Source organism: Hydrogenophaga sp. T2, from assembly GCF_049843535.1.
Classification (GTDB): Bacteria; Pseudomonadota; Gammaproteobacteria; order Burkholderiales; family Burkholderiaceae_C; genus Hydrogenophaga; species Hydrogenophaga crocea.
On record NZ_JBBHZJ010000009.1, the window covers coordinates 215,000 to 234,182 of the forward strand.

Annotated in this window: 17 protein-coding genes; 12 read left to right on the plus strand and 5 right to left on the minus strand. The window is 70.4% G+C overall.

Annotated elements, in window-relative coordinates; all coding sequences use genetic code 11:
• Window positions 1-26: 26 nt before the first annotated feature.
• Window positions 27-677 (minus strand): GntR family transcriptional regulator, encoded by a 651-nt coding sequence (locus tag WDZ95_RS19860; RefSeq protein WP_425781022.1) that lies wholly within the window; start codon window positions 675-677, stop codon window positions 27-29.
• 110 nt (window positions 678-787) lie between these two features.
• On the opposite strand from WDZ95_RS19860, the gene WDZ95_RS19865 reads away from it, so the two are divergent.
• Genes WDZ95_RS19865 through WDZ95_RS19890 form a run of 6 tightly spaced genes read left to right on the plus strand, consistent with a single transcriptional unit; the run spans window position 788 to window position 6,306 of the window.
• Window positions 788-1,318: a TRAP transporter small permease gene (locus WDZ95_RS19865; protein WP_240936474.1), complete on the plus strand. Its 531-nt coding sequence runs from the start codon at window positions 788-790 to the stop codon at window positions 1,316-1,318.
• 16 nt (window positions 1,319-1,334) lie between these two features.
• Window positions 1,335-2,624, plus strand: a complete 1,290-nt coding sequence (locus WDZ95_RS19870; RefSeq protein ID WP_166223399.1) for a TRAP transporter large permease — start codon at window positions 1,335-1,337, stop codon at window positions 2,622-2,624.
• Between the two features lie 38 nt (window positions 2,625-2,662).
• Window positions 2,663-3,676: a DctP family TRAP transporter solute-binding subunit gene (locus WDZ95_RS19875; RefSeq protein ID WP_240936475.1), complete on the plus strand. Its 1,014-nt coding sequence runs from the start codon at window positions 2,663-2,665 to the stop codon at window positions 3,674-3,676.
• The gene (locus tag WDZ95_RS19880; protein ID WP_425781025.1) at window positions 3,673-4,641 is read left to right on the plus strand and encodes a C-terminal binding protein; all 969 of its coding nucleotides are present in this window, start codon (window positions 3,673-3,675) and stop codon (window positions 4,639-4,641) included. The genes WDZ95_RS19875 and WDZ95_RS19880 overlap by 4 nt, the downstream gene beginning before the upstream one ends.
• Before the next feature lie 26 nt (window positions 4,642-4,667).
• Complete coding sequence (locus WDZ95_RS19885; RefSeq protein WP_166223405.1) at window positions 4,668-5,327, plus strand: RraA family protein; 660 nt, start codon at window positions 4,668-4,670, stop codon at window positions 5,325-5,327.
• Window positions 5,314-6,306 (plus strand): sugar kinase, encoded by a 993-nt coding sequence (locus tag WDZ95_RS19890; RefSeq protein WP_425781028.1) that lies wholly within the window; start codon window positions 5,314-5,316, stop codon window positions 6,304-6,306. The genes WDZ95_RS19885 and WDZ95_RS19890 overlap by 14 nt, the downstream gene beginning before the upstream one ends.
• Here WDZ95_RS19890 and WDZ95_RS19895 read toward each other — a convergent pair.
• Complete coding sequence (locus tag WDZ95_RS19895) at window positions 6,254-8,314, minus strand: hypothetical protein (protein ID WP_425781029.1); 2,061 nt, start codon at window positions 8,312-8,314, stop codon at window positions 6,254-6,256. The two genes, WDZ95_RS19890 and WDZ95_RS19895, sit on opposite strands and share 53 nt — an antisense overlap.
• A gap of 172 nt (window positions 8,315-8,486) precedes the next feature.
• Between WDZ95_RS19895 and WDZ95_RS19900 the strand changes: the two genes are divergently transcribed.
• Window positions 8,487-8,873, plus strand: a complete 387-nt coding sequence (locus WDZ95_RS19900; protein WP_425781031.1) for a VOC family protein — start codon at window positions 8,487-8,489, stop codon at window positions 8,871-8,873.
• Window positions 8,874-8,898: 25 nt separating this feature from the next.
• On the opposite strand, the gene WDZ95_RS19905 is transcribed toward WDZ95_RS19900, so the two are convergent.
• Window positions 8,899-9,477, minus strand: a complete 579-nt coding sequence (locus WDZ95_RS19905; RefSeq protein ID WP_205710706.1) for a mechanosensitive ion channel domain-containing protein — start codon at window positions 9,475-9,477, stop codon at window positions 8,899-8,901.
• 219 nt (window positions 9,478-9,696) lie between these two features.
• Here WDZ95_RS19905 and WDZ95_RS19910 point away from each other — a divergent pair, with 219 nt between their 5' ends.
• Window positions 9,697-10,695, plus strand: a complete 999-nt coding sequence (locus WDZ95_RS19910; RefSeq protein WP_425781034.1) for a hypothetical protein — start codon at window positions 9,697-9,699, stop codon at window positions 10,693-10,695.
• Between the two features lie 26 nt (window positions 10,696-10,721).
• Here WDZ95_RS19910 and xdhB read toward each other — a convergent pair whose 3' ends face one another.
• On the minus strand, window positions 10,722-13,019 hold the full coding sequence (gene xdhB, locus WDZ95_RS19915) for a xanthine dehydrogenase molybdopterin binding subunit (protein ID WP_425781036.1): 2,298 nt from the start codon (window positions 13,017-13,019) through the stop codon (window positions 10,722-10,724).
• The gene (gene xdhA, locus WDZ95_RS19920; protein ID WP_425781038.1) at window positions 13,016-14,497 is read right to left on the minus strand and encodes a xanthine dehydrogenase small subunit; all 1,482 of its coding nucleotides are present in this window, start codon (window positions 14,495-14,497) and stop codon (window positions 13,016-13,018) included. Before xdhA ends, xdhB begins: the two co-directional genes overlap by 4 nt.
• 94 nt (window positions 14,498-14,591) lie before the next feature.
• On the opposite strand from xdhA, the gene WDZ95_RS19925 reads away from it, so the two are divergent.
• Genes WDZ95_RS19925 through WDZ95_RS19940 form a run of 4 tightly spaced genes read left to right on the plus strand, consistent with a single transcriptional unit; the run spans window position 14,592 to window position 19,084 of the window.
• Window positions 14,592-15,551: a LysR family transcriptional regulator gene (locus WDZ95_RS19925; RefSeq protein WP_166223434.1), complete on the plus strand. Its 960-nt coding sequence runs from the start codon at window positions 14,592-14,594 to the stop codon at window positions 15,549-15,551.
• The gene (locus tag WDZ95_RS19930) at window positions 15,548-17,116 is read left to right on the plus strand and encodes an ABC transporter ATP-binding protein (RefSeq protein WP_425781041.1); all 1,569 of its coding nucleotides are present in this window, start codon (window positions 15,548-15,550) and stop codon (window positions 17,114-17,116) included. Before WDZ95_RS19925 ends, WDZ95_RS19930 begins: the two co-directional genes overlap by 4 nt.
• Window positions 17,103-18,161, plus strand: coding sequence for an ABC transporter permease (locus WDZ95_RS19935; RefSeq protein ID WP_425781043.1), 1,059 nt, complete (start codon window positions 17,103-17,105; stop codon window positions 18,159-18,161). Before WDZ95_RS19930 ends, WDZ95_RS19935 begins: the two co-directional genes overlap by 14 nt.
• Window positions 18,162-18,163: 2 nt before the next feature.
• Window positions 18,164-19,084, plus strand: a complete 921-nt coding sequence (locus WDZ95_RS19940; protein ID WP_166223444.1) for an ABC transporter permease — start codon at window positions 18,164-18,166, stop codon at window positions 19,082-19,084.
• Window positions 19,085-19,183: the final 99 nt, after the last annotated feature.

Genomic DNA, 19,183 nt, shown 5'->3' on the forward strand with positions numbered 1-19,183 from the left:
CGCCGCGCTTGCGGGGTGGCGTCAAGTCAGGCCTTGCCGCAGGCCTGCAGGTAGCGCGGCTCGTTCTCGAGCACGTGGCCGCGCAGCAGCGCCGCGGCCTTGTCGGCATCCTGCGCTTCCACGGCGTCGACCAGCACCTGGTGGCTCGACACCGCGTTGCTGATCGGCGAGCGATGCCGCAGCGCGGTGAGCTGGTGGCGCAGCAGTTCGTAGCTCGCGCGCAGGTACTGGTTGTCGCAGCACTCGAAGAAGGCGTGGTGGAAATTCATGTCGATGCGCGCCAGGGCCGGCAGGTCTTTGGCGCGCTCGGCCACCTTCATCTCCTTCACGCACTGCGCCATGCGCTGCAGCAGCGCCTGCGGGTGCGTGGCCATGGCCTCACGCAGCGCCTCGATCTCGACCATGGCGCGGAACTGCAGCAGGTGTGCGAGCTGCTGCGGCGACAGCGTGAACACGAAGGTGCCGCGCTGCGGATGGATCTCGACCAGGCCCTGCGACTGCAGACGCACCAGCGCTTCGCGCACCGGCGTCTTGCTCACGCCCATGCGCGCCGCGAGCTGCGCCTCCGAAACCTGTTCGCCCAGCTTCAGGTCGCCCGTGACGATGGCCTCGCGGATGCGTTCGCCCACCACATCGGTGAGCAGGCGGGGGCGTTGCAGTTCAAGGGCGGCGTTCATGGGGATGAGGCTCGTGAGGCCGCGAGTATAGGGTTATTGCTGATTTGAGATCTGAGATATCAGATACGATAGCCGACACCGCGTCAAGCAGAACAACCCGGAGACACGCCTTGAGCTCCCCGCCTTCCGCCGCGCCCGCGCATCCGCTGGCGCGCGCTTTCCTCGCCGCCAACCGCTGGGCGCTGATCGGCCTTCTCGGTGTGATGGCCGTGCTGGTCATCGGCAATGTGATCACGCGCTACGCGTTCGGCCATTCCTATCCCTGGGTGGAAGAGGCCACGCGCTACATGATGATCTGGGCCGCCTTCCTCGGCGCCGGTCCTGCGCTGCGCGTGGGCGGGCACATCGCGATCGACACCTTGCAGGTGGCGCTGCCGCCCGCGCTGGCGCGCCTGCTGCGCGCCCTCATCGTGCTCATCGTGGCGGCCACGCTGGCCCTGGTGCTGTGGCTGGGCATCGAATACGTGGACTTCGCCTGGTACCAGGAGTCGCCCGTGCTGGGCTGGTCGCTCGGCAAGGTCTACCTCGCGCTGCCGCTGGGCGCGGCGCTGATGCTGGTGCACCTGGCCATGGTGGCGCGGCGCTGGATTGTCCAGGGCGAATGGGAGCGGGTCGAGGGCTTCGACCCCCAGGCCCTCTGAGCACGGAGCACGCACGATGACGACCGTTCTCGGCCTGGTGTTTCTCGCCCTCATGGTGCTGGGCGCACCCATCGCCTTCGCCATGCTCATCGCCGGCCTCGTGGCCGTGTGGCTCAAGCCCGGCCTGAGCGAACTGGTGGTGATGCAGAACCTCTTCAGCGGCCTCGACAGCTTCCCGTTGATGGCCATTCCCTTCTTCATCCTCGCGGCCGAGCTCATGACCGGCGGTGCGCTCACCGACGTGCTGCTCAGGTTCGCCGCGCGGCTCGTGGGCATGCGCCGCGGCGGCCTGGGCCACGCCAACATCCTCACGCTCACCTTCTTCTCGGGCATCAGCGGCTCGGCGCTGGCCGACGCCGCAGGCCCGGGCGCCATGCTGATCAAGATGATGCGCAAGGCCGGCTACCAGGACGCGTACGCGGCCGCGCTCACCGCGAGCACCGCCATTGTGGGACCCATCATCCCGCCCTCGATCATCATGATCGTCTACGCGCTGACCGACACCAGCGTGACCATCACCGGCCTGTTCCTGGCGGGCGTGGTGCCGGGCTTTCTGATCGCGCTCTCGCTCATGGTGGTCAACCACTGGATCAGCGTGAAGCGCGACTACCGATCTTCGCCCGACCTGATCGACCCTGCGCCGCTGCTGCGCCTGTTCTGGCGCGCGCTGCCCGCGCTCATGCTGCCGGTGATCATCCTGGGCGGCATCCACCTGGGCATCTTCACGCCCACCGAGGCTTCGGCCGCCGCGGTGCTCTACGCGCTGATCGTGGGCCGCTACGTGTACGGCACGCTGCGCTGGTCCATGCTGCCCGACATCCTGTTCCGCTCGGCGCTGATGACCGCGTCCATCCTGTTCATCGTCGCGACCTCGGCGGTGTTCGCGTGGGTGCTCACGGTGGGTCAGATCCCGCAGCAGATGGCGGCCTGGATCGCGGGCATGCAGCTCTCGCCGATCGAGCTGCTGATCGCGATCAACGTGCTGTTGCTGCTCGTGGGCATCTTCATCGAGCCGCTGCCGGGCGTGATGATCATGGTGCCCATCCTCGCACCGCTGGCCGAGGCCGCGGGCCTGAACCCGCTGCACTTCGCGATCGTGGTGATCGTGAACCTCACGCTGGGCATGGTCACCCCGCCCGTGGGCGGCCTGCTGTTCGTCACTTCGGCCGTCTCGGGCGTGCGCATGGGCCCCATGGTGCGCGAGATGGCGCCCATGCTGGCGGCGCTGTTCACCGTGCTCGCGCTGCTCACCTTCGTGCCCGCTTTCTCCACCTGGCTGCCCAACCTGCTGGGCTACGCCCACTGACCCTTCCCCCAAGACCCACCACCGCAAGGAGACATCCCGTGAAACTGCACCGCAAGCACTTCCTGACCGCCGTGGCCGCCGCTGCGCTGGCCTTCGGCGCCGGCCCGGCCTTCGCGCAGAAGGTGCTCAAGTACACGCACTTCCAGCCCGCGGGCAACGACCAGCCCAAGCACGCCGCCGCGCTCGCCTTCAAGGAGCACGTGGAGAAGGCCACCAACGGCTCGATCAAGGTCGAGCTCTACCCCGCGGGCCAGCTCGGTCCCGCGCAGCAGGTCATGGAAGGCCTGCGCCTGGGCTCGGTGGAGCTCGCCGTGGTGCACGACGGCGGCATCCCCGGCGTCTACAAGACCTTCAACATCTTCGGCCTGCCCTTTCTGTTCAACGACCACGCGCACGCCTACGCGGTGCTCGACGGCAAGTTCGGCCAGGAGCTGGCAGAAGACATGCGCAAGCGCACGGGCATCCGCCTGATGGGCTACGCGGACAACGGCATCCGGCACTTCACCAACAGCAAGCGCGCCATCCGCACGCCCGAGGACATGAAGGGCCTGAAGATCCGCGTGCAGCCCAGCCCGGTGTTCGTGAAGCTGGTCGAATCGCTGGGCGCGAGCCCGACCGCGATCGATTGGGGCGAGCTGCCCGCTGCGCTCGCGCAGGGCACGGCCGATGGCCAGGAGAACGGCGTCACCAACATCATGGCGGCCAGCCTGTTCCAGCACCAGAAGCACATCACGCTCGACGGCCACGTATACAGCCTGCACGCCTACATGGTGAGCGAGCGCTTCTTCAACGGCCTGAGTGCCGCGGAGAAGCAAGCCGTGACCGAGGGGGTGGACAAGGCCAAGAAGATCCACCGCGACATGACGCGCGCGCAGGACCTCTCGGCCAAGAAGGTGCTGACCGAGAAGGGCATGACGGTGACCGAGCTCACGCCGGCCGAGATCGACCGCTTCCGCAAGGTCGCCCAGCCCGTGGTGCGCGCCTACCTCGAAGCCGAGGTGAGCAAGGAGTGGACCGAGAAGCTGCTGCAGGCCGCGGCGACCACCAAGTGAGCGGGCGTCCGACCCTCGACCGCCTGGTGGTGGCCCTGGACGACGGCTACGCCGCTTACGACCAGGAAGAGGCGCTGCTGGCCGAGGTGGGCGCGCGCTTCGAGCTGCGCCCCTGCCGCCGCAACGAAGACGCGGCCATCGCCTCGGTGGCCGACGCCGACGTGCTGCTGGTGCGCGAGTCGCCGGTGACGCGGCGCGTGCTCGAGGCCGCGCCGCGCTGCCGCGCGGTGATCCGCTACGGCATCGGCGTGGACAACATCGACCAGGCCGCCGCGCGCGAGCGCCGCATTGCGGTGGCCAACGTGCCCGACTACGGCACCGACGAGGTCAGCTCGCAGGCCGTGGCGCTCGCGCTCGCGGTTTCGCGCCGCATCGGCCTGCACGACGCCGAGGTGCGCGCGGGCCGCTGGTCCACCGGCGTGCTGCAGCCCATGTACCGGCTGCGCGGCCGCACCCTGGGCCTGGTGGGCTTCGGCCGCATCGCGCGCATGACGCTGGACAAGCTCGCGGGCTTCGGCTTCGGCCGCGTGCTGGTGCACGACCCCAAGAGCGAGCTGCCCGCGGGCGTGCAGCGCGTGGACATGGACACGCTGTGTGCCGAGGCCGATGTGATCTCGCTGCACGCGCCGCTCAACGAACACACGCGCCACCTGCTCGATGCGCGCCGCATCGGCCTGATGCGGCCCACCGCCATCGTGGTGAACACCGCGCGCGGCGGGCTGGTCGACGCGCAGGCGCTGTACGAAGCGCTGCGCGAGCGCCGCATCCTGGGCGCGGGACTCGATGTGTTCGAGCAGGAGCCGCCGGGCGCGCACCCCATCTTCACGCTGGACAACGTGGTGGTGACCAACCACATGGGCTGGTACAGCGAAGAAGCCATGCGCGAGCTGCAACGCAAGACCGCGCTGGAGGCCGCGCGCGTGCTGCGTGGCGAAGAACCCCTGCACTGGCTCAACCGCTGGTGAATTCCTGAACGACGACTGGAGTGGAAATGGACAAGCAATTGCAGACCCTGATCGACGGCTTCAACCAGGTGGCCGTGGCCTCGGTGGCCGACGCCGTGGACAAGGTCTGTGGCCGCCGTGGCTACATGGCGAGCGACATCAAGCCGCGCATCAACGACAAGCGCATCTGCGGCCCGGCGGCCACGGTGCTCGAAGCGGCCACCGATGAATTCGTACCGCCGCAGCACGCGCTGGACCTGATCGACGAGGCCGAGGCCGGCAGCGTGATCGTGATCAGCATCGAAGGCGGCGAGCCCGATGTGGCGGTGTGGGGCGGGCTGATGACCGCGGGCGCGGTGGCCAATGGCCACGCGGGTGCGGTGCTCGACGGCGGCGTGCGCGACCTCACCGAGATCCGGCGCGACTACGGCTTTCCCGTGTACGCGCGCGACGTGAGCCCCGCCACCACGCTGGGCCGCTATCGCACCGTGGCCTCGCAGGTGCCGGTGCGCGTGGCCGGTGTGATCGTGCACCCGGGCGACATCGTGGTGGGCGACGTGGACGGCGTGGTGGTGGTGCCGCGCGAGCAGGCCGCCGAGGTGCTGCGCGTGGCGCGCGAGATCGACGAGCGCGAGCTCGAGCAGGCCCGACTCATCATCGCCGAGAAGTCGCTGCGCAAGGGCCTTGCCAAATATGGCCGCATCTGAGCCCAAGCCAGCCACGCCCGGGGCCGCGGACATCGTGGCCTACGGCGAGGCCATGGTGGAGTTCAACCAGACCGGCGAGGGCGGCGGGCGTCAGTACCTGCAGGGCTTTGGCGGCGACACCTCGAACTTCGCCATTGCCGCGGCGCGCCAGGGTGCGCGCGTGGCCTACCTGAGCGCGCTCGGCGACGACCCCTACGGCGCGATGCTGCGCCGCCTGTGGGACGAGGAGGGCGTGGACCACACGCACGTGGTCACCGACCCGTCCGCGTTCAGCGCGATCTACTTCGTCACGCACGGCGAGCGCGGCCACCAGTTCAGCTTCTTCCGCACCGGCTCGGCCGCGAGCCGCATGACGCCTGCCACGCTGCCGCGCGCGCCCATCGAGGCCGCGCGCGTGCTGCACCTGTCGGGCATCTCGCTCGCGATCTCGCCGAGCGCCTGCGACACGGGGTACGCGGCGATCGACTGCGCGCGCGCCGCGGGCACCTGGGTGTCGTTCGACACCAACCTGCGCCTGAAGCTGTGGAGCGTGCAGCGCGCGCGCGCCGTCATGAGCGACGTGATCGGCCTGTGCGACATCTGCCTGCCCAGCTACGACGACGTGGTGGCCATCACCGGCCTCACCGAGCCCGACGCGCTGGTGGACCATTGCCTGCGCCTGGGCGCGAAGACCGTGGCGCTCAAGCTCGGCGAGCAGGGGGCGATCGTGGCGAATGCGCACGAGCGCCACCGCATTGCGCCCGCGGCCTGCCGGCCGGTGGACGCCACCGGGGCGGGGGATGCGTTCGGCGGTGCCTTCGTGGCGCGCCTGGTGGCCGGTGACGGCCTGGCCAGTGCGGGGCGTTACGCGGCCACGGTGGCGGCGCTGTCGACCGAGGGCTATGGCGCGGTGGCGCCGATCCCGCGCGCCGCGCAGGTGCGCGCGCTCACACAGGCCGCAAGCCATCCCGCGGCGGATCGACCGCGGTCAGCCGGCTGAGCTTGCGCCGGGCGCCGGGGCTGAGTCGCGCGAACGTGCGCACGACCTCGGCCGTCGACACCGCCTGGGCGTGGTCCGGCAAGGCGGACCGTGCCTGCGCCAGCACCGCCGCATTGCCCAGCACCCAGCCGATGCCGTCCACGATGCCGCGAAGGATGTGGGGCGCGGCCGCCGTGGCGGTGGCGCTCAGGCGCTCGCGGGCGCGCTGTTCGGCTAGGTCATCGAGCGTGAGCAAGCGGCGGCGGATGTCGAGCAGTGTCTGCGCGCTGCTCTCTTTGAGCCGCTGCATGGCCTCGCGGCCCCCGTCCTGTGATCCCGAGTCCTCCAGGTGTTCGTCGATCCGCCTCTGCAAGGCGGCGCACTCGGCTTCCGATTGGCTCAGCCGCCTGTGCTGCCGCTGCTCGGCCGGGGTCAGGAATTCGTGGCTCATGAACAGCCCGCGGTCGACCTGGAAAGCCACGTTCCAGAAGTCGCACATCGCCGCGTCGAGGTACTGGCGCCAGTCGGCGGGCAGATGCCCCGAGTTGCCCACGCGCCGGGCGAGCCGCTCAAGCCCGTCCACCAGTCGCCGGAGCTGGGCGAGCGAGCGAGGGTCGAGGCCTTTGCGTTCACCGGGCGCGAGGTCGATCACGCTCAAGCGCTCAGGGACGCCGTCGCCGTCGCCCTCGGTGAACATGAGGTTGGTCCAGTTGTTGCTGCCGCAGCCGTCGGGGGCGAGGTGGTCGTGCAGGCCCACCAGGGGCCCCACCACGAGCGTGGCGCCGATCGCGCGGCCGATCGCCGGCTTCGCCAGGATGGCGGTGCGCTGCTCCCGGGGCGCATCGCTGATGGACACGCCGCGGATGGCCTCCTGCCGCACGACCACGCCACCCACCTCGAGCGACGACTGGATCTTCTGCAGGGGAGCCAGGCGGTCGGGTGAGGCCTTGGCGGTCTTCAGGCGCTGCACCTGTCGCGGGGTGGGTGCGTCGGACACGTGGTGGCCGAAGCCAAACGGCAGGGCCTGGGCGGCGGTGCTGGCCAGGTGGTCGAGCGCGCCATAGACCTGCAAGGTGGCTCTGGCTTGCGCCGGGTCTTCGACCTTGACGATCTCGTCGACGCGCACCGCTTGCCGCTTGGGCTCGGCCACCTGGAAGGCGGGCGGGGTCTTGGGGTCGCCGGCGTCACGGTGGATGCGTGGAATGCGGGGCGGGTCGTCGGGCGCCCGGCGCGCGCGCGGGGCTTGCAGCAAGGGGCTGGATTCGGAGGATCCGACGAGGCTGGAGGCATCGGACACATCGGATGCATCGGATGCGTCAGTTGCGTCGGATGCCGACCGCTCGGCCGCGCGCGCCGGTGGCTGGGCGCGCGCCTTGGCAAACACGCTCTGCGTCTGCAGCAACTGGGTGCTCACGATCAGGGCACCGCTGGCGCCGTTCTTGGACAGGGCCGCGGTCTGCAAGGGTTTGGCGGCCAGATCGCCCCGGAGTTGCTCGCGCACCGCCTCGCGGTGCCGCTCGTAGGCCATCACGGCATCCACGCGTGACCATTCGAGGCAGAGCTCCTGGCGCAAGAGCTGCAGGTAGCGCCGGGTGTGCGAGCGTTCCTCGAACGTGGGCACCACCGCGTCGATGCCCGCGATCTGGCGCTTGAGCGCGGCGTGGCAGGCCTGGCGCTCGGCGGCGCTTGCCGGCACCGGCTCACGGCTGCGTGGGGTGGACAAAGCGCTGCTGGCCGCGCAGAAGTGGCGGAAGGCGCGCTTGACCGCACGCGGCTCGGGATCGTCGATGCCCAGGGTGTGCAGCAGCGCCTCGCAGTGGCGCTGGGCGCGCGCCTGGCGGTACGCGTGGAGCTCGGTGCGGTAACGCAGGCGGTCGGTCAGGGCCAGCAGCCTGCTGGGCCGGGTCGCCGGGGCGGGTGCCAGCCCGCGTGCGGGCGCGGTCGGCAGCAGGCCCATCGGCGCCCGGCGCGGCACGGGCGCTGCCTTGGTGGGGCCGGGGGCCGGTACGTGGCGGCTGTTGGGTGTCATGGTGGGGCCGATCGGGAACCTGAGGTTGTTCTGGGTTACGTGCTCGACACCCTGGTTCCGCGGTCCGTCGCCCTGCGCCCATTGCCCAGGTTCATCCCCTGCTTGCGGTGGCACAGCGCGGGCCGTTGCGGCACAGTGCGAAGTCCCCGACCCATTTCCTCAGGAGGCGCCCATGAAGAACAACCCCGTCGGCTGGTTCGAGATCTACGTGCAGGACATGCCGCGTGCCCGCGCCTTCTACGAGGCCGTGTTCCAGGGCGCGCTGAGCCCGCTGGCCAGCCCCGAGGGCGATGCGTCGGGCACCGAGATGTGGGCCTTTCCCTCGGGCATGGACACCTACGGTTCGCCGGGCGCGCTCGTGAAGATGCCCGGCTACCCCTCGGGCAGCGGCGGCACGCTGGTGTACTTCTCGTGCGCCGATTGCGCCCAGGAGGCCGGCCGCGCCGGCGCGCACGGCGGCAAGGTCTTCAAGGACAAGTTCTCCATCGGCCCGTACGGCTTCGTCGCGCTGGTGACCGACACCGAAGGCAACCTGATCGGGCTGCATTCCCTGGCCTGAGCGGCCTGCAGGCCGGGCGCGGCGTTCAGTCGAGCAGCGAGCGCAGCACCGGCTGCTGGCTGCGGCGCAGCCGCGTGGTGCGCTGGAAGAACAGGCTGTTGGGGATGCGCAGGTGCGTCGGCTCCTGGCCGTCCACCGGGTCTTCGCGCAGCGTGGTGTAGATCAGGTTGATGTCCATCACCTCACCGGCCAGGCCGGGCTTGTCGCCGCCTTCGAGCAACTCGATGTGGTCGTGCAGGCCGAAGGGGCGCGAGGTGTAGATCAGCACCGCCGAGAAGATGTTGGAGAGCACGCTCCAGGCCGCGAAGAAGGCCACGGCGCCCACGGCCACGAAGCCCGAGAACGCGGTCCAGATCACGGTGGCCGACACACCCACGCGATCGAGGATCCACAGCAGCGCCGCGCCCACGAGCAGCAGCGTCACGAGACGCTTGGTGCCCACGACCAGCTCGAGCGGCACCTGCTTGTCGGCGCTCACGCGCGAGATGAAGCGGTGCAGCAGCGAGCGCAGCAGCAGCATCAGCAGCACGATCAGCGCGATCTGCAGGCCAACGGTGATGAGTTCGATCCAGGGGAGGGCCCAGGCGGGCAGAACGGATTGCATGGGGAGGCGCATGGGGGAGGGCCGGCCGGCCGGGCCGGCGTGCGCAGGGCGCGGTTTGACAGACCCCGGATTGTGGCTCGGGTGGGACTACTGCCGGGGGTAGGCCTTTCGGATGCGGGTCGGTCCGGTGGCCTTGGTGTGGACCCAAGGCCTGTGTGATCACACATAAGTCACGACAGGTGAGTGCACCCGTCAATACCCCAACCCGTGAGGCGCTCCATGCCAATTCACCTGTATACGAACAAAAACCCGCACATCCCGACCCGTGATCTGCCTGGCGGCATGCCGGCCAAACTGGTCCGGGGCGCCAAGGACGTGCTGCAGCACGGCTTGCGCGTCGGCAAGGCCGTGGCTCTGCTGCCGCGCCACTTGAAACAGCAGATCTTCAACGGCGGTCCCAAGCGCTGGATCGACCCCAGCCGCAAGCAGGCGCGCAAAACGATCCAGGCGAATCGCCGGCAATCGAGCACGAAGATCGCCGACCTGCGCGCGATGGTTCAGCGCATCGAGTTCGACCGCCTTGAGGCTCATGCCAAGGCGGCCGGCAGTACCGCGCAAGTGTCGGCGAACCAGGCCTTCCTGGCCGCCGCCGCCAACCTCCGTGAGCTGGCAAACGACGCGACCGAGGTCCGCAGCCTGAGCCGCCCGGCCGACGTGGCCGCCAAGGCCCGGCTGGACGCGGAACTGCTGGCCAACGCCGACCGCATCGAGCGCGCGCACGCCATGCCGCGAACGGTCGATGCGGTGTCGCTGCACGAAGCGACGCTCGATCCGGCGGCCTTGGAGAGCAATGCCCGTTCGGTGAAGCAGGCGCTCGATGCCTACGCGGACGGCCTGAGGGGCTATGCCGCCGACGAGGCGCTCACGGAACAGGACTTTCACGCTGTCACGTTGCGTGTTCTGGAGAACATGCGCCACAAAGGCATGCTTGGCGACGAGCACATCCAGCTGTTCCAGGCCCATTGCCAGAGCCGCGCCAGCGCCCCGGATGCGAAGGACCGCTTCAACCCGGCCCTGCCGCCGCTGCTGGAGCAGTTTCCGCTGATCCGCGCCAACGTCGGAAAAGCCTGGCTCAGCCTTGGCCTGCTGGATCTGGGGGATGGCGTGCACCTGGACGCCGACATGCTCGAGCGCGAAGGCGCGGCCTTCGACAACCTCTTCACGCAGCAAGCGATTGAGGCCTGGTATGCGATGCCGCTGACGGCCAACAAGGCCTGATCGGCCCCGGCCAGCCCGAACGGATTTCAGCCCCCCAGCGCCTTCAGCACTTCCTCGGCCGTGGCCGGCGCGTCCATGGCCTCGGGCCGGCCGCCGGCGCGGGCCACCGCGTCGCGCAGCGCCTCGTACACGCTGATGGCCAGCATGAACGGCGGCTCGCCCACGGCCTTGCTGCCGTGCACGTTGTCTTCGCGGTTGGCCTCGGGCCACAGGTCCACGCGCCAGTGGGGCGGCAGGTCGCCCGCGGTGGGGATCTTGTAGGTGCTGGGCGCGTGGGTTTGCAGCCTGCCCTGGGCGTTCCACACCAGCTGCTCGGTGGTGAGCCAGCCCATGCCCTGGACGAAGCCGCCCTCGATCTGACCGATGTCGAGCGCCGGGTTGATGCTGTGGCCCACGTCGTGCAGGATGTCCACCGCGAGCACGCGGCTCTCGCCGGTGAGCGTGTCGATCGCCACCTCGCTGCAGGCCGCGCCGTAAGCGAAGTAGTAGAAGGGCCGGCCCTTCATGGTCGTCTTGTCGTAGTGGATCTTGGGCGTGCGGTAGAAGCCGTCGCTCCAGAGCTGGATGCGGTTGGCGTAGGCCGCACCCACCACGTCCTCGAAGCGGCGCGTGGTTTTCGGCGTGTGGATCTCGCCGTGCGCGAAGCGCACCGCGCCCGCGCCGCAGCCGTCGAGCCCGGCCACGAAGGCCGCAAGGTTGTCGCGCACGTGGCGCGCGGCGAACTGCGCGGCGCGGCCGTTGAGGTCGGTGCCGCTGCTGGCCGCGGTGGCGCTGGCGTTGGGCACCTTGCTGGTGTCGGCCGCGGTGCAGAGCACGCGCTCGCAGGGCACACCGAGCTCGTCGGCCACGATCTGCGCCACCTTGGTGTTCAGGCCCTGGCCCATCTCGGTGCCGCCGTGGTTCACCATCACGCTGCCGTCGGTGTAGACGTGCACCAGCGCACCGGCCTGGTTGAACAGCGTGGCCGTGAAGCTGATGCCGAACTTCACCGGCGTGAGCGCCATGCCCTTCTTGATCACCGGGCTCCTGGCGTTGAAGGCGTCGATGGCGGCGCGGCGCTCGGCGTAGCGGCTGGTCTGCGCGAGCGTGGTCAACAGCGGCTCGAGGATGTTGTCTTCCACGCGCATGTCGTAGTGCGTGAGGTCGCGCTCGCCGATGCCGTAGAGGTTGCGCAGGCGCACCTGCAGCGGGTCCAGCCCCAGGTGGCGCGCGATGTCGCCCAGGATGCGCTCGATCGCGATCACGCCCTGCGGCCCCCCGAAGCCGCGGAAGGCGGTGTGGCTCTGGGTGTTCGTCTTGCAGCGGAACGAGTCGACCGCCACGTCTTCGAGGAAGTAGGCGTTGTCGCAGTGGAAGATGGCGCGGTCGGCCACCGGGCCCGAGAGGTCGGCGCTGAAGCCGCAGTTGACCAGCATCTGCAGTTGCAGGCCGCAAAGCCGCCCGTCGTCGCCGAAGCCCACGCGGTACTGGTAGGCAAACGGGTGGCGCTTGCCGGTGATCATGAAATCGTCGTCGCGGTCGAGCCGCAGCTTCACGGGCCGACCCAGGTGGTTCGCGGCCACGGCGGCCCACACCGCGAGGTGGCCGGCCTGCGTTTCCTTGCCGCCGAAGCCGCCGCCCATGCGCCGGCATTCCACGGTCACCGCGTGGTTGGCGATGCCCAGCGCGTGCGACACCCAGTGTTGCACCTCGCCCGGGTGCTGGGTGCTGCTGTAGACCCACCACTGGTTCTGCTCGAGCGGCAGCACGTAGGCCACCTGGCCTTCAAGGTAGAAGTGTTCCTGGCCGCCGACCTCGAAGCCGCCTTCGAGCACGTGCTTCGCGCGCCGCAGCGCGGCCTGCGCATCGCCGCGCGCCACGTGCACCGGCGGCAGCACGTAGCTGCGCTGCTCGTGCGCCTCGTGCACCGTGAGCACGGGCGGCAGCGCCTCGATCCGGGGCTTGACGAGCCGGGCGGCGCGGCGCGCGGTCATCACATCGTCGGCCACGATGAGGCCGATCACCTGGCCCATGAACTGCACCGTGTCGCGCGCGAACACCGGCTCGTCGTGCGCGAACGCGGCCAGCACCGGGTCGCCGGGGATCTGCTCGGCGCCCACGAAGCCGCGCACGCCGGGCAGGGCCAGCGCGGCGCTGGTGTCCACGCCGAGCAGGCGGCCGTGCGCCACGGGCGAGCACACCGGCGCGGCGTGCAGGGTGCCGCGCACCTCGGGGATGTCGTCGATGTAGGGGGCGGCGCCGGCCACCTGGGCGCGCGCGCTTTCGTGGGCGCGCGACACGCCCGCGGCCGGGGCTTTCAGGGGCAGGGCTTCGGGGGCGTTCATGCCAGGGCCTCCAGGTCGGGCGCGTCCAGCCGCAGCGCGGCCAGGCCCTGCTGGTCGTGCCAGAGCCGGCGCAGCAGGTTGCCCAGCACCGCGCGGCGGTAGTCGGCGCTCGCGCGCATGTCGCTGATGGGCTGGAATTCGGCGCGCAGCACGGCGGCCGCGGCCATCACGGTGTCGGCGTTCCAGGGCTGGCCGCGCAGCGCGGCCTCGGTCTGGCGCGCACGCACCGGCGTGGCGGCCACGCCGCCGGCGCCGATGGACGCGTCGCGCACCACGCCGCCGTCGATGTGCAGGCGCACGGCCAGGCAGACGGCGGAGATGTCGTCCTCGAAGCGCTTGCTGATTTTTTCGGCGCGCAGGAATTCGCCGGCCGTGGGGCGCGGCACCTTCACCCAGCACAGCAGCTCGTCGGGGCGCATCACGTTCTGGCGGTAGCCGGTGTACAGGTCTTCGAGCCGCAGCTCGCGGTGCGCGATGGCGCGGCGCTTCGCATCCCAGCGCATCAGCACCACGCTCGCGCCCAGCGCAATCAGCAGCGGCATGGAGTCGCCGATGGGCGAGCCGTTGGCCACGTTGCCGCCCAGCGTGCCTGCGTTGCGCACCGGCAGGCCCGCGAAACGGTGGGCAAAGGTGCCGAGCTGGGGCCGTTCGCCCACCAGCGCGGCGTAGGCGTCGGCGAGCGACACGCCGGCGCCGATGGCGATGTGGTGCGGGTAGGTCTCCACGCGGCGCAGCTCGGCCGCGCCGGTCACGTCGAGCAGCTCGGTGTAGGTCTTGTGCTGCTTGGTGATCCACAGACCCACGTCGGTGGTGCCCGCGATCACCTGGGCCTGGGGCCGTGCGGCGCGAGCGCGCAGCAGGGCTTCGAGCGTGGCCGGGCGCTGGTAGCCGCCCTCGGGCGCCGGCCCCAGCGTGCGCAGGCCGCGCAGCACGGCCGCTTCGTCGAGCCGCAGTTCGGGCGGGCAGGGCAGGGCGCCCATGCGTTCGGCCGCGTCGAGGATGGGGCGGTAGCCGGTGCAGCGGCACAGGTTGCCCGAGAGCGCGGCCTGGGCCGTGGCGCGGTCCACGCCCTGGCCGCCGCCGGTGTTCTCGTACAGCGCGTACAGGCTCATCACGAAGCCCGGGGTGCAAAAGCCGCACTGGCTCGCGTGGCACTGCACCAGGGCTTCCTGCACCGGGTGCAGCGCGCCGCCGTCGCCGGCCAGGTCTTCCACGGTGAACACGGCCTGGCCCTGCACCGAGTGCGCGGTCTTGATGCAGGCGTTCACGGCCTTGAGCCGCAGCCGGCCTTCGACCGCCTCGCCCAGCACCACGGTGCAGGCGCCGCAGTCGCCCTCGCCGCAGCCTTCCTTGGTGCCGGTGCAGTGCAGGTCTTCGCGCAACACCTGCAGCAGGGTGCGGTCGGTGGGCACGGCGGGCAGCGTCACGGGCTGGCCGCGGCGCCAGAAGGTGAGGGGTTGACAGGCGGGGTGGCTCATGCGCGCCAGCATACTGGGGAGGGTTCAGGGCATCATATGGGTTTGCATATGTTGCCGATGCCCGCCCCACGATGCCACTGCGCCTGAGACCGTCATGAAATACGGCCCCATGTTCGATCGCATCGACCTGCACCTGATTCGCGTGCTGCACACCGTGCTCACCGAACGCAGCGTGTCGCGCTCGGCCATCAAGCTCGGCATGTACCAGCCCGCGGTGAGCGCCGCGCTCAAGAAGCTGCGCGAGCTCGCGGGCGACCCGCTGCTGGTGCGCTCGGGCGCCGGCATGGTGCCCACCGAGGCCGCGCTGCGCATGATCGAGCCGGCCGCGGCCATCCTGCGCAGCGCCGAGGTGCTGTTCTCCGACGCCCGCGCCTTCGACCCGGCCACCTCGCGCCACACCTTCAGCCTGGCCGCGAGCGACTACCTCGATCCGTTGTTCCTGCCGCAGTTGGTGACGCAGATCAAGGCCGCGGCGCCGCAGTGTGCGATCGACATCCACCCGCTCTCGGGCGACGCCGACTACCGCCACCACCTGGCCCAGGGCACGGTGGACGTGGTGATCGGCAACTGGCCGCAGCCGCCCGACGACCTGCACCTGGGCCGCCTCTTCGGCGACGAGGTGGTGTGCCTGGTGGCCAACCACCACCCCGCGGTGCGCCGCGGCTGGGACGAGGCGGCCTGGCTCGCGGCCGAGCACATTGCGCCCACACCCACCCACCCGGGCGCGCGCGGCTTCATCGACGACCACCTGGCCAGCCAGGGCCTGTCGCGGCGCATCAGCGCGCGCTGCCCGCACTTCGGGCTGATCCCGGCCATGGTGGCCGGCAGCTTGCTGGTGCTCACCACCGGCCGCCAGTACTGCGAGCGCTACACCGGCGTGCTGCCGCTCACCATCCTTGTCCCGCCCCTGAAGTTCCCCCGCATGATGTATTACCAGCTCTGGCACGAACGCACGCACGCCTCGAACGCGGCGCGCTGGCTGCGCGAGCAGATCAAGTCCGTCGCCGCCTCGCTGCGCGCGTCGCCCGCCCCCCGCGCTGCCGAGGCCGCATGACGAATTCCCCCACCCCCCGCCTGCAACTGGAAGGCATCACCAAGCGCTACCCCGGCGTGGTCGCCAACAACGGCGTCTCGCTCACCGTGCAGCCGGGCGAGATCCACGCCGTGCTGGGCGAGAACGGCGCCGGCAAGTCCACGCTGATGAAGGTCATCTACGGCGCGGTCAAACCCGACGAGGGCCGCGTGCTGTTCAACGGCCAGCCCGCGCAGGTGCGCAACCCGCAGGCCGCGCGCGCGCTGGGCATCAGCATGGTGTTCCAGCACTTCAGCCTGTTCGACACGCTCACCGTGGCCGAGAACGTGTGGCTGGGGCTGGACAGGAGCCTGTCGCTGGCCGAGGTCACGGCCCGCATTCGCGCCAAGGGCAACGAGTACGGCCTGCCGATCGACCCCGAACGGCCGGTGCACACGCTGTCGGTGGGCGAGATGCAGCGCGTGGAAATCATCCGCGCGCTGCTCACCCAGCCGCAGCTGCTGATCCTTGACGAGCCGACCTCGGTGCTCACGCCGCAGGCGGTGGAGAAGCTGTTCGGCACGCTGAACCAGCTCGCGCGCGAGGGCTGCAGCATCCTCTACATCAGCCACAAGCTGCACGAGATCCGCGCGCTGTGCACCGCCTGCACGGTGCTGCGTGGCGGCCAGGTCACGGGCGTGTGCGACCCGCGCGAAGAAAGCAACGCCTCGCTCTCGCGGCTGATGATCGGCGCCGAGCCGCCCGAGCTCGAGCACCGGCCGCTGCACGCGGGCGCGCCCGTGCTGCAGGTGCGTGGTCTCACGCTGGCCAGCGACGACCCCTTCGGCACCGCCCTGGCGGACGTCGCCCTCACCGTGCGCGCGGGCGAGGTGGTGGGCATCGCGGGCGTGTCGGGCAACGGCCAGGGCGAGCTGCTGCGCGCGCTCTCGGGCGAAGACATGCGTGCCCCTGCCGGCAGCGTGCAGATGACCGCGGCCGGCGACGGCGCCGCCGCGCAGGACGTGTCGCGACTGCCGCCGGCACGCCGGCGCGCGCTCGGTCTGCACTTCGTGCCCGAGGAGCGCCTGGGCCGCGGCGCCGTGCCCACGCTGTCGCTCGCGCAGAACCTGCTGCTGTCGCGGCGCGACGCGGTGGGCGCGCTCGGCTGGGTGCGCGTGGGCGCGCTCAAGCGCCAGGCGCAGGACATCATCGAGCGCTACAAGGTCAAGGCCAACGGGCCCAACGCGGCGGCCAAGTCGCTGTCGGGCGGCAACCTGCAGAAGTTCATCGTGGGCCGCGAGATCGAGGCGAAACCGCGGCTGCTGATCGTGAGCCAGCCCACCTGGGGCGTGGACGTGGGCGCGGCCGCGCAGATCCGCGGCGAGATGCTGGCGCTGCGCGACGCCGGCTGCGCGGTGCTGGTGGTGAGCGAGGAGCTCGAGGAGCTGTTCGAGATCTGCGACCGCCTGCACGTGATCGCCAAGGGGCGCCTGTCGCCCAGCCTGGACCGCGCCGACGCCACGGTGGAGCGCATCGGCGAATGGATGTCGGGCCTGTGGGACGCCGACCAGAACAACAACCAGGAGACCGCCCATGCTGCGGCTTGAAGTCCGGCCCCAGCCTTCGGCGCTGTGGGGCTACGCGTCGCCGCTGCTGGCGCTGCTCATCACGGTGCTGATCGGCATCGCGCTGTTCGAGGTGCTGGGCAAGGACCCGGTGCGCGGCCTGCAGGTGTTTTTCTGGGAGCCCATCAAGAGCGGCTATGCGATCTCCGAGCTGCTGGTGAAGGCCACGCCGCTGCTCATCATCGCGCTCGGCCTGGCGGTGTGTTTCCGCTCCAACGTGTGGAACATCGGCGCCGAGGGGCAGTACATCATCGGCGCGATCTTCGCGGGCGGCGTGGCGCTCATGGCCAACAAGACCACCGGTGCGTGGATCGTGCCCGCGGTGATCCTCGCGGGCATGGTGGGCGGCATGCTGTGGGCGGGCCTGACGGCGCTGCTGCGCGACCGCTTCAACGCCAACGAGATCCTGGTGAGCCTGATGCTGGTCTACGTGGCGGTGCAGGTGCTCAATTACCTCGTCTACGGCCCCTGGAAAGACCCGGGCGGCTACAACTTCCCGCAGACCAAGACCTTCGAGCGCGTGGCGCAGATGCCGCGCCTCATGGACGGCTCGCGCGTGAACATCGGCCTGCTGTTCGCGCTGCTGGGCGTGGCCGGCGTGTGGCTGTTCCTGTTCCGCACCGTGTCGGGCTACGCGCAGATCGTGGGCGGGCTGGCGCCCATGGCCTCGCGCTACGCGGGCTTCTCGTCGCGCAAGGCGCTGTGGGTGGCGCTGCTGATCTCGGGCGGCGCGGCCGGCCTCGCCGGCGCCTTCGAGGTGGCCGGCCCGATCGGCCAGCTCACGCCCTACGTGCCCGCGGGCTACGGCTTCGCGGCCATCATCGTGGCCTTCGTGGGGCGGCTGCACCCGGTGGGCATCGTGTTCTCGGCCCTGCTCATGAGCATGTTCTACATCGGGGGGGAGCTCGCGCAATCGCGCCTGGGCCTGCCCAAATCGATCACCGGCGTGTTCCAGGGCCTGCTGCTGTTTTCGCTGCTGGCCTGCGACACGCTGATCGCGTACCGCGTGCGCTGGAAGAGGGGTTGAGCATGGAACCGTTTGCACTCCTGCTGGCCGCCACGCTCAACGCGGGCACCGTGCTGGCCATCGCCTCGCTGGGCCTGCTCATCAACGAGAAGGCCGGCATCGTCAACCTGGGCGCCGAGGGCATGATGCTGTGCGCCGCGCTCGCGGGCTTCGCCACCGTGGTGCACACCGGCAGCACCTGGCTGGGCTTTGCCGCGGGCATGGGCGCGGGCGCGCTGCTCGCGGCCGTCTTCGGCGTGCTGGTGATCTGGCTCAACACCAACCAGTACGCCACCGGCCTGGCGCTGAGCCTGTTCGGCGGCGGCTTCTCCGCCTTTGCGGGCGCGCGCTACGTGCAGGAGACCCTGCCCGAGCAGGTGCGCTGGGCCATCCCGGGCCTGGCCGATCTGCCCTTTTTCGGCGCCGCGTTCTTCCGCCACCACCCCATGGTCTACGCCTGCGTGGGCATCGCGCTCGGGCTGATCTGGTTCCTGTACCGCACGCGCGCCGGCCTGGTGCTGCGCAGCGTGGGCGAAAGCCCCGAATCGGCGCACGCGCTGGGCTACCCGGTGCGGCGCATCCGCCTCATGGCGGTGATGGCGGGCGGCGCGCTCTGCGGCCTCGCGGGGGCCTATGTGTCCACGGTGTACACGCCGCTCTGGGTCGAGGGCATGATCGCCGGCAAGGGCTGGATCGCGCTCGCGCTCACCACCTTCGCCACCTGGCGGCCCGCGCGCGTGCTGCTCGGGGCCTACCTGTTCGGCGGCGTCACCATGCTGCAGTTCCACCTGCAGGCCATCGGCGTGCAGGTGCCCAGCCAGTTCCTCACCATGCTGCCCTACGTGGCGACCATCGTGGTGCTGGTGCTGATCTCGCGCAACCCGACCTGGATCCGCGTGAACATGCCTTCCTCGATCGGGAAGCCGTTCTATCCCGGTTCATGAAGCCTTGGCCCCCACGCTCCACCGCTGCGCGGGTCGCTGCCCCCCGAGGGGGCTGATCCGCCTTGGGGCGGCCCGGCGGCGGATCGTTTTTCCTCATTA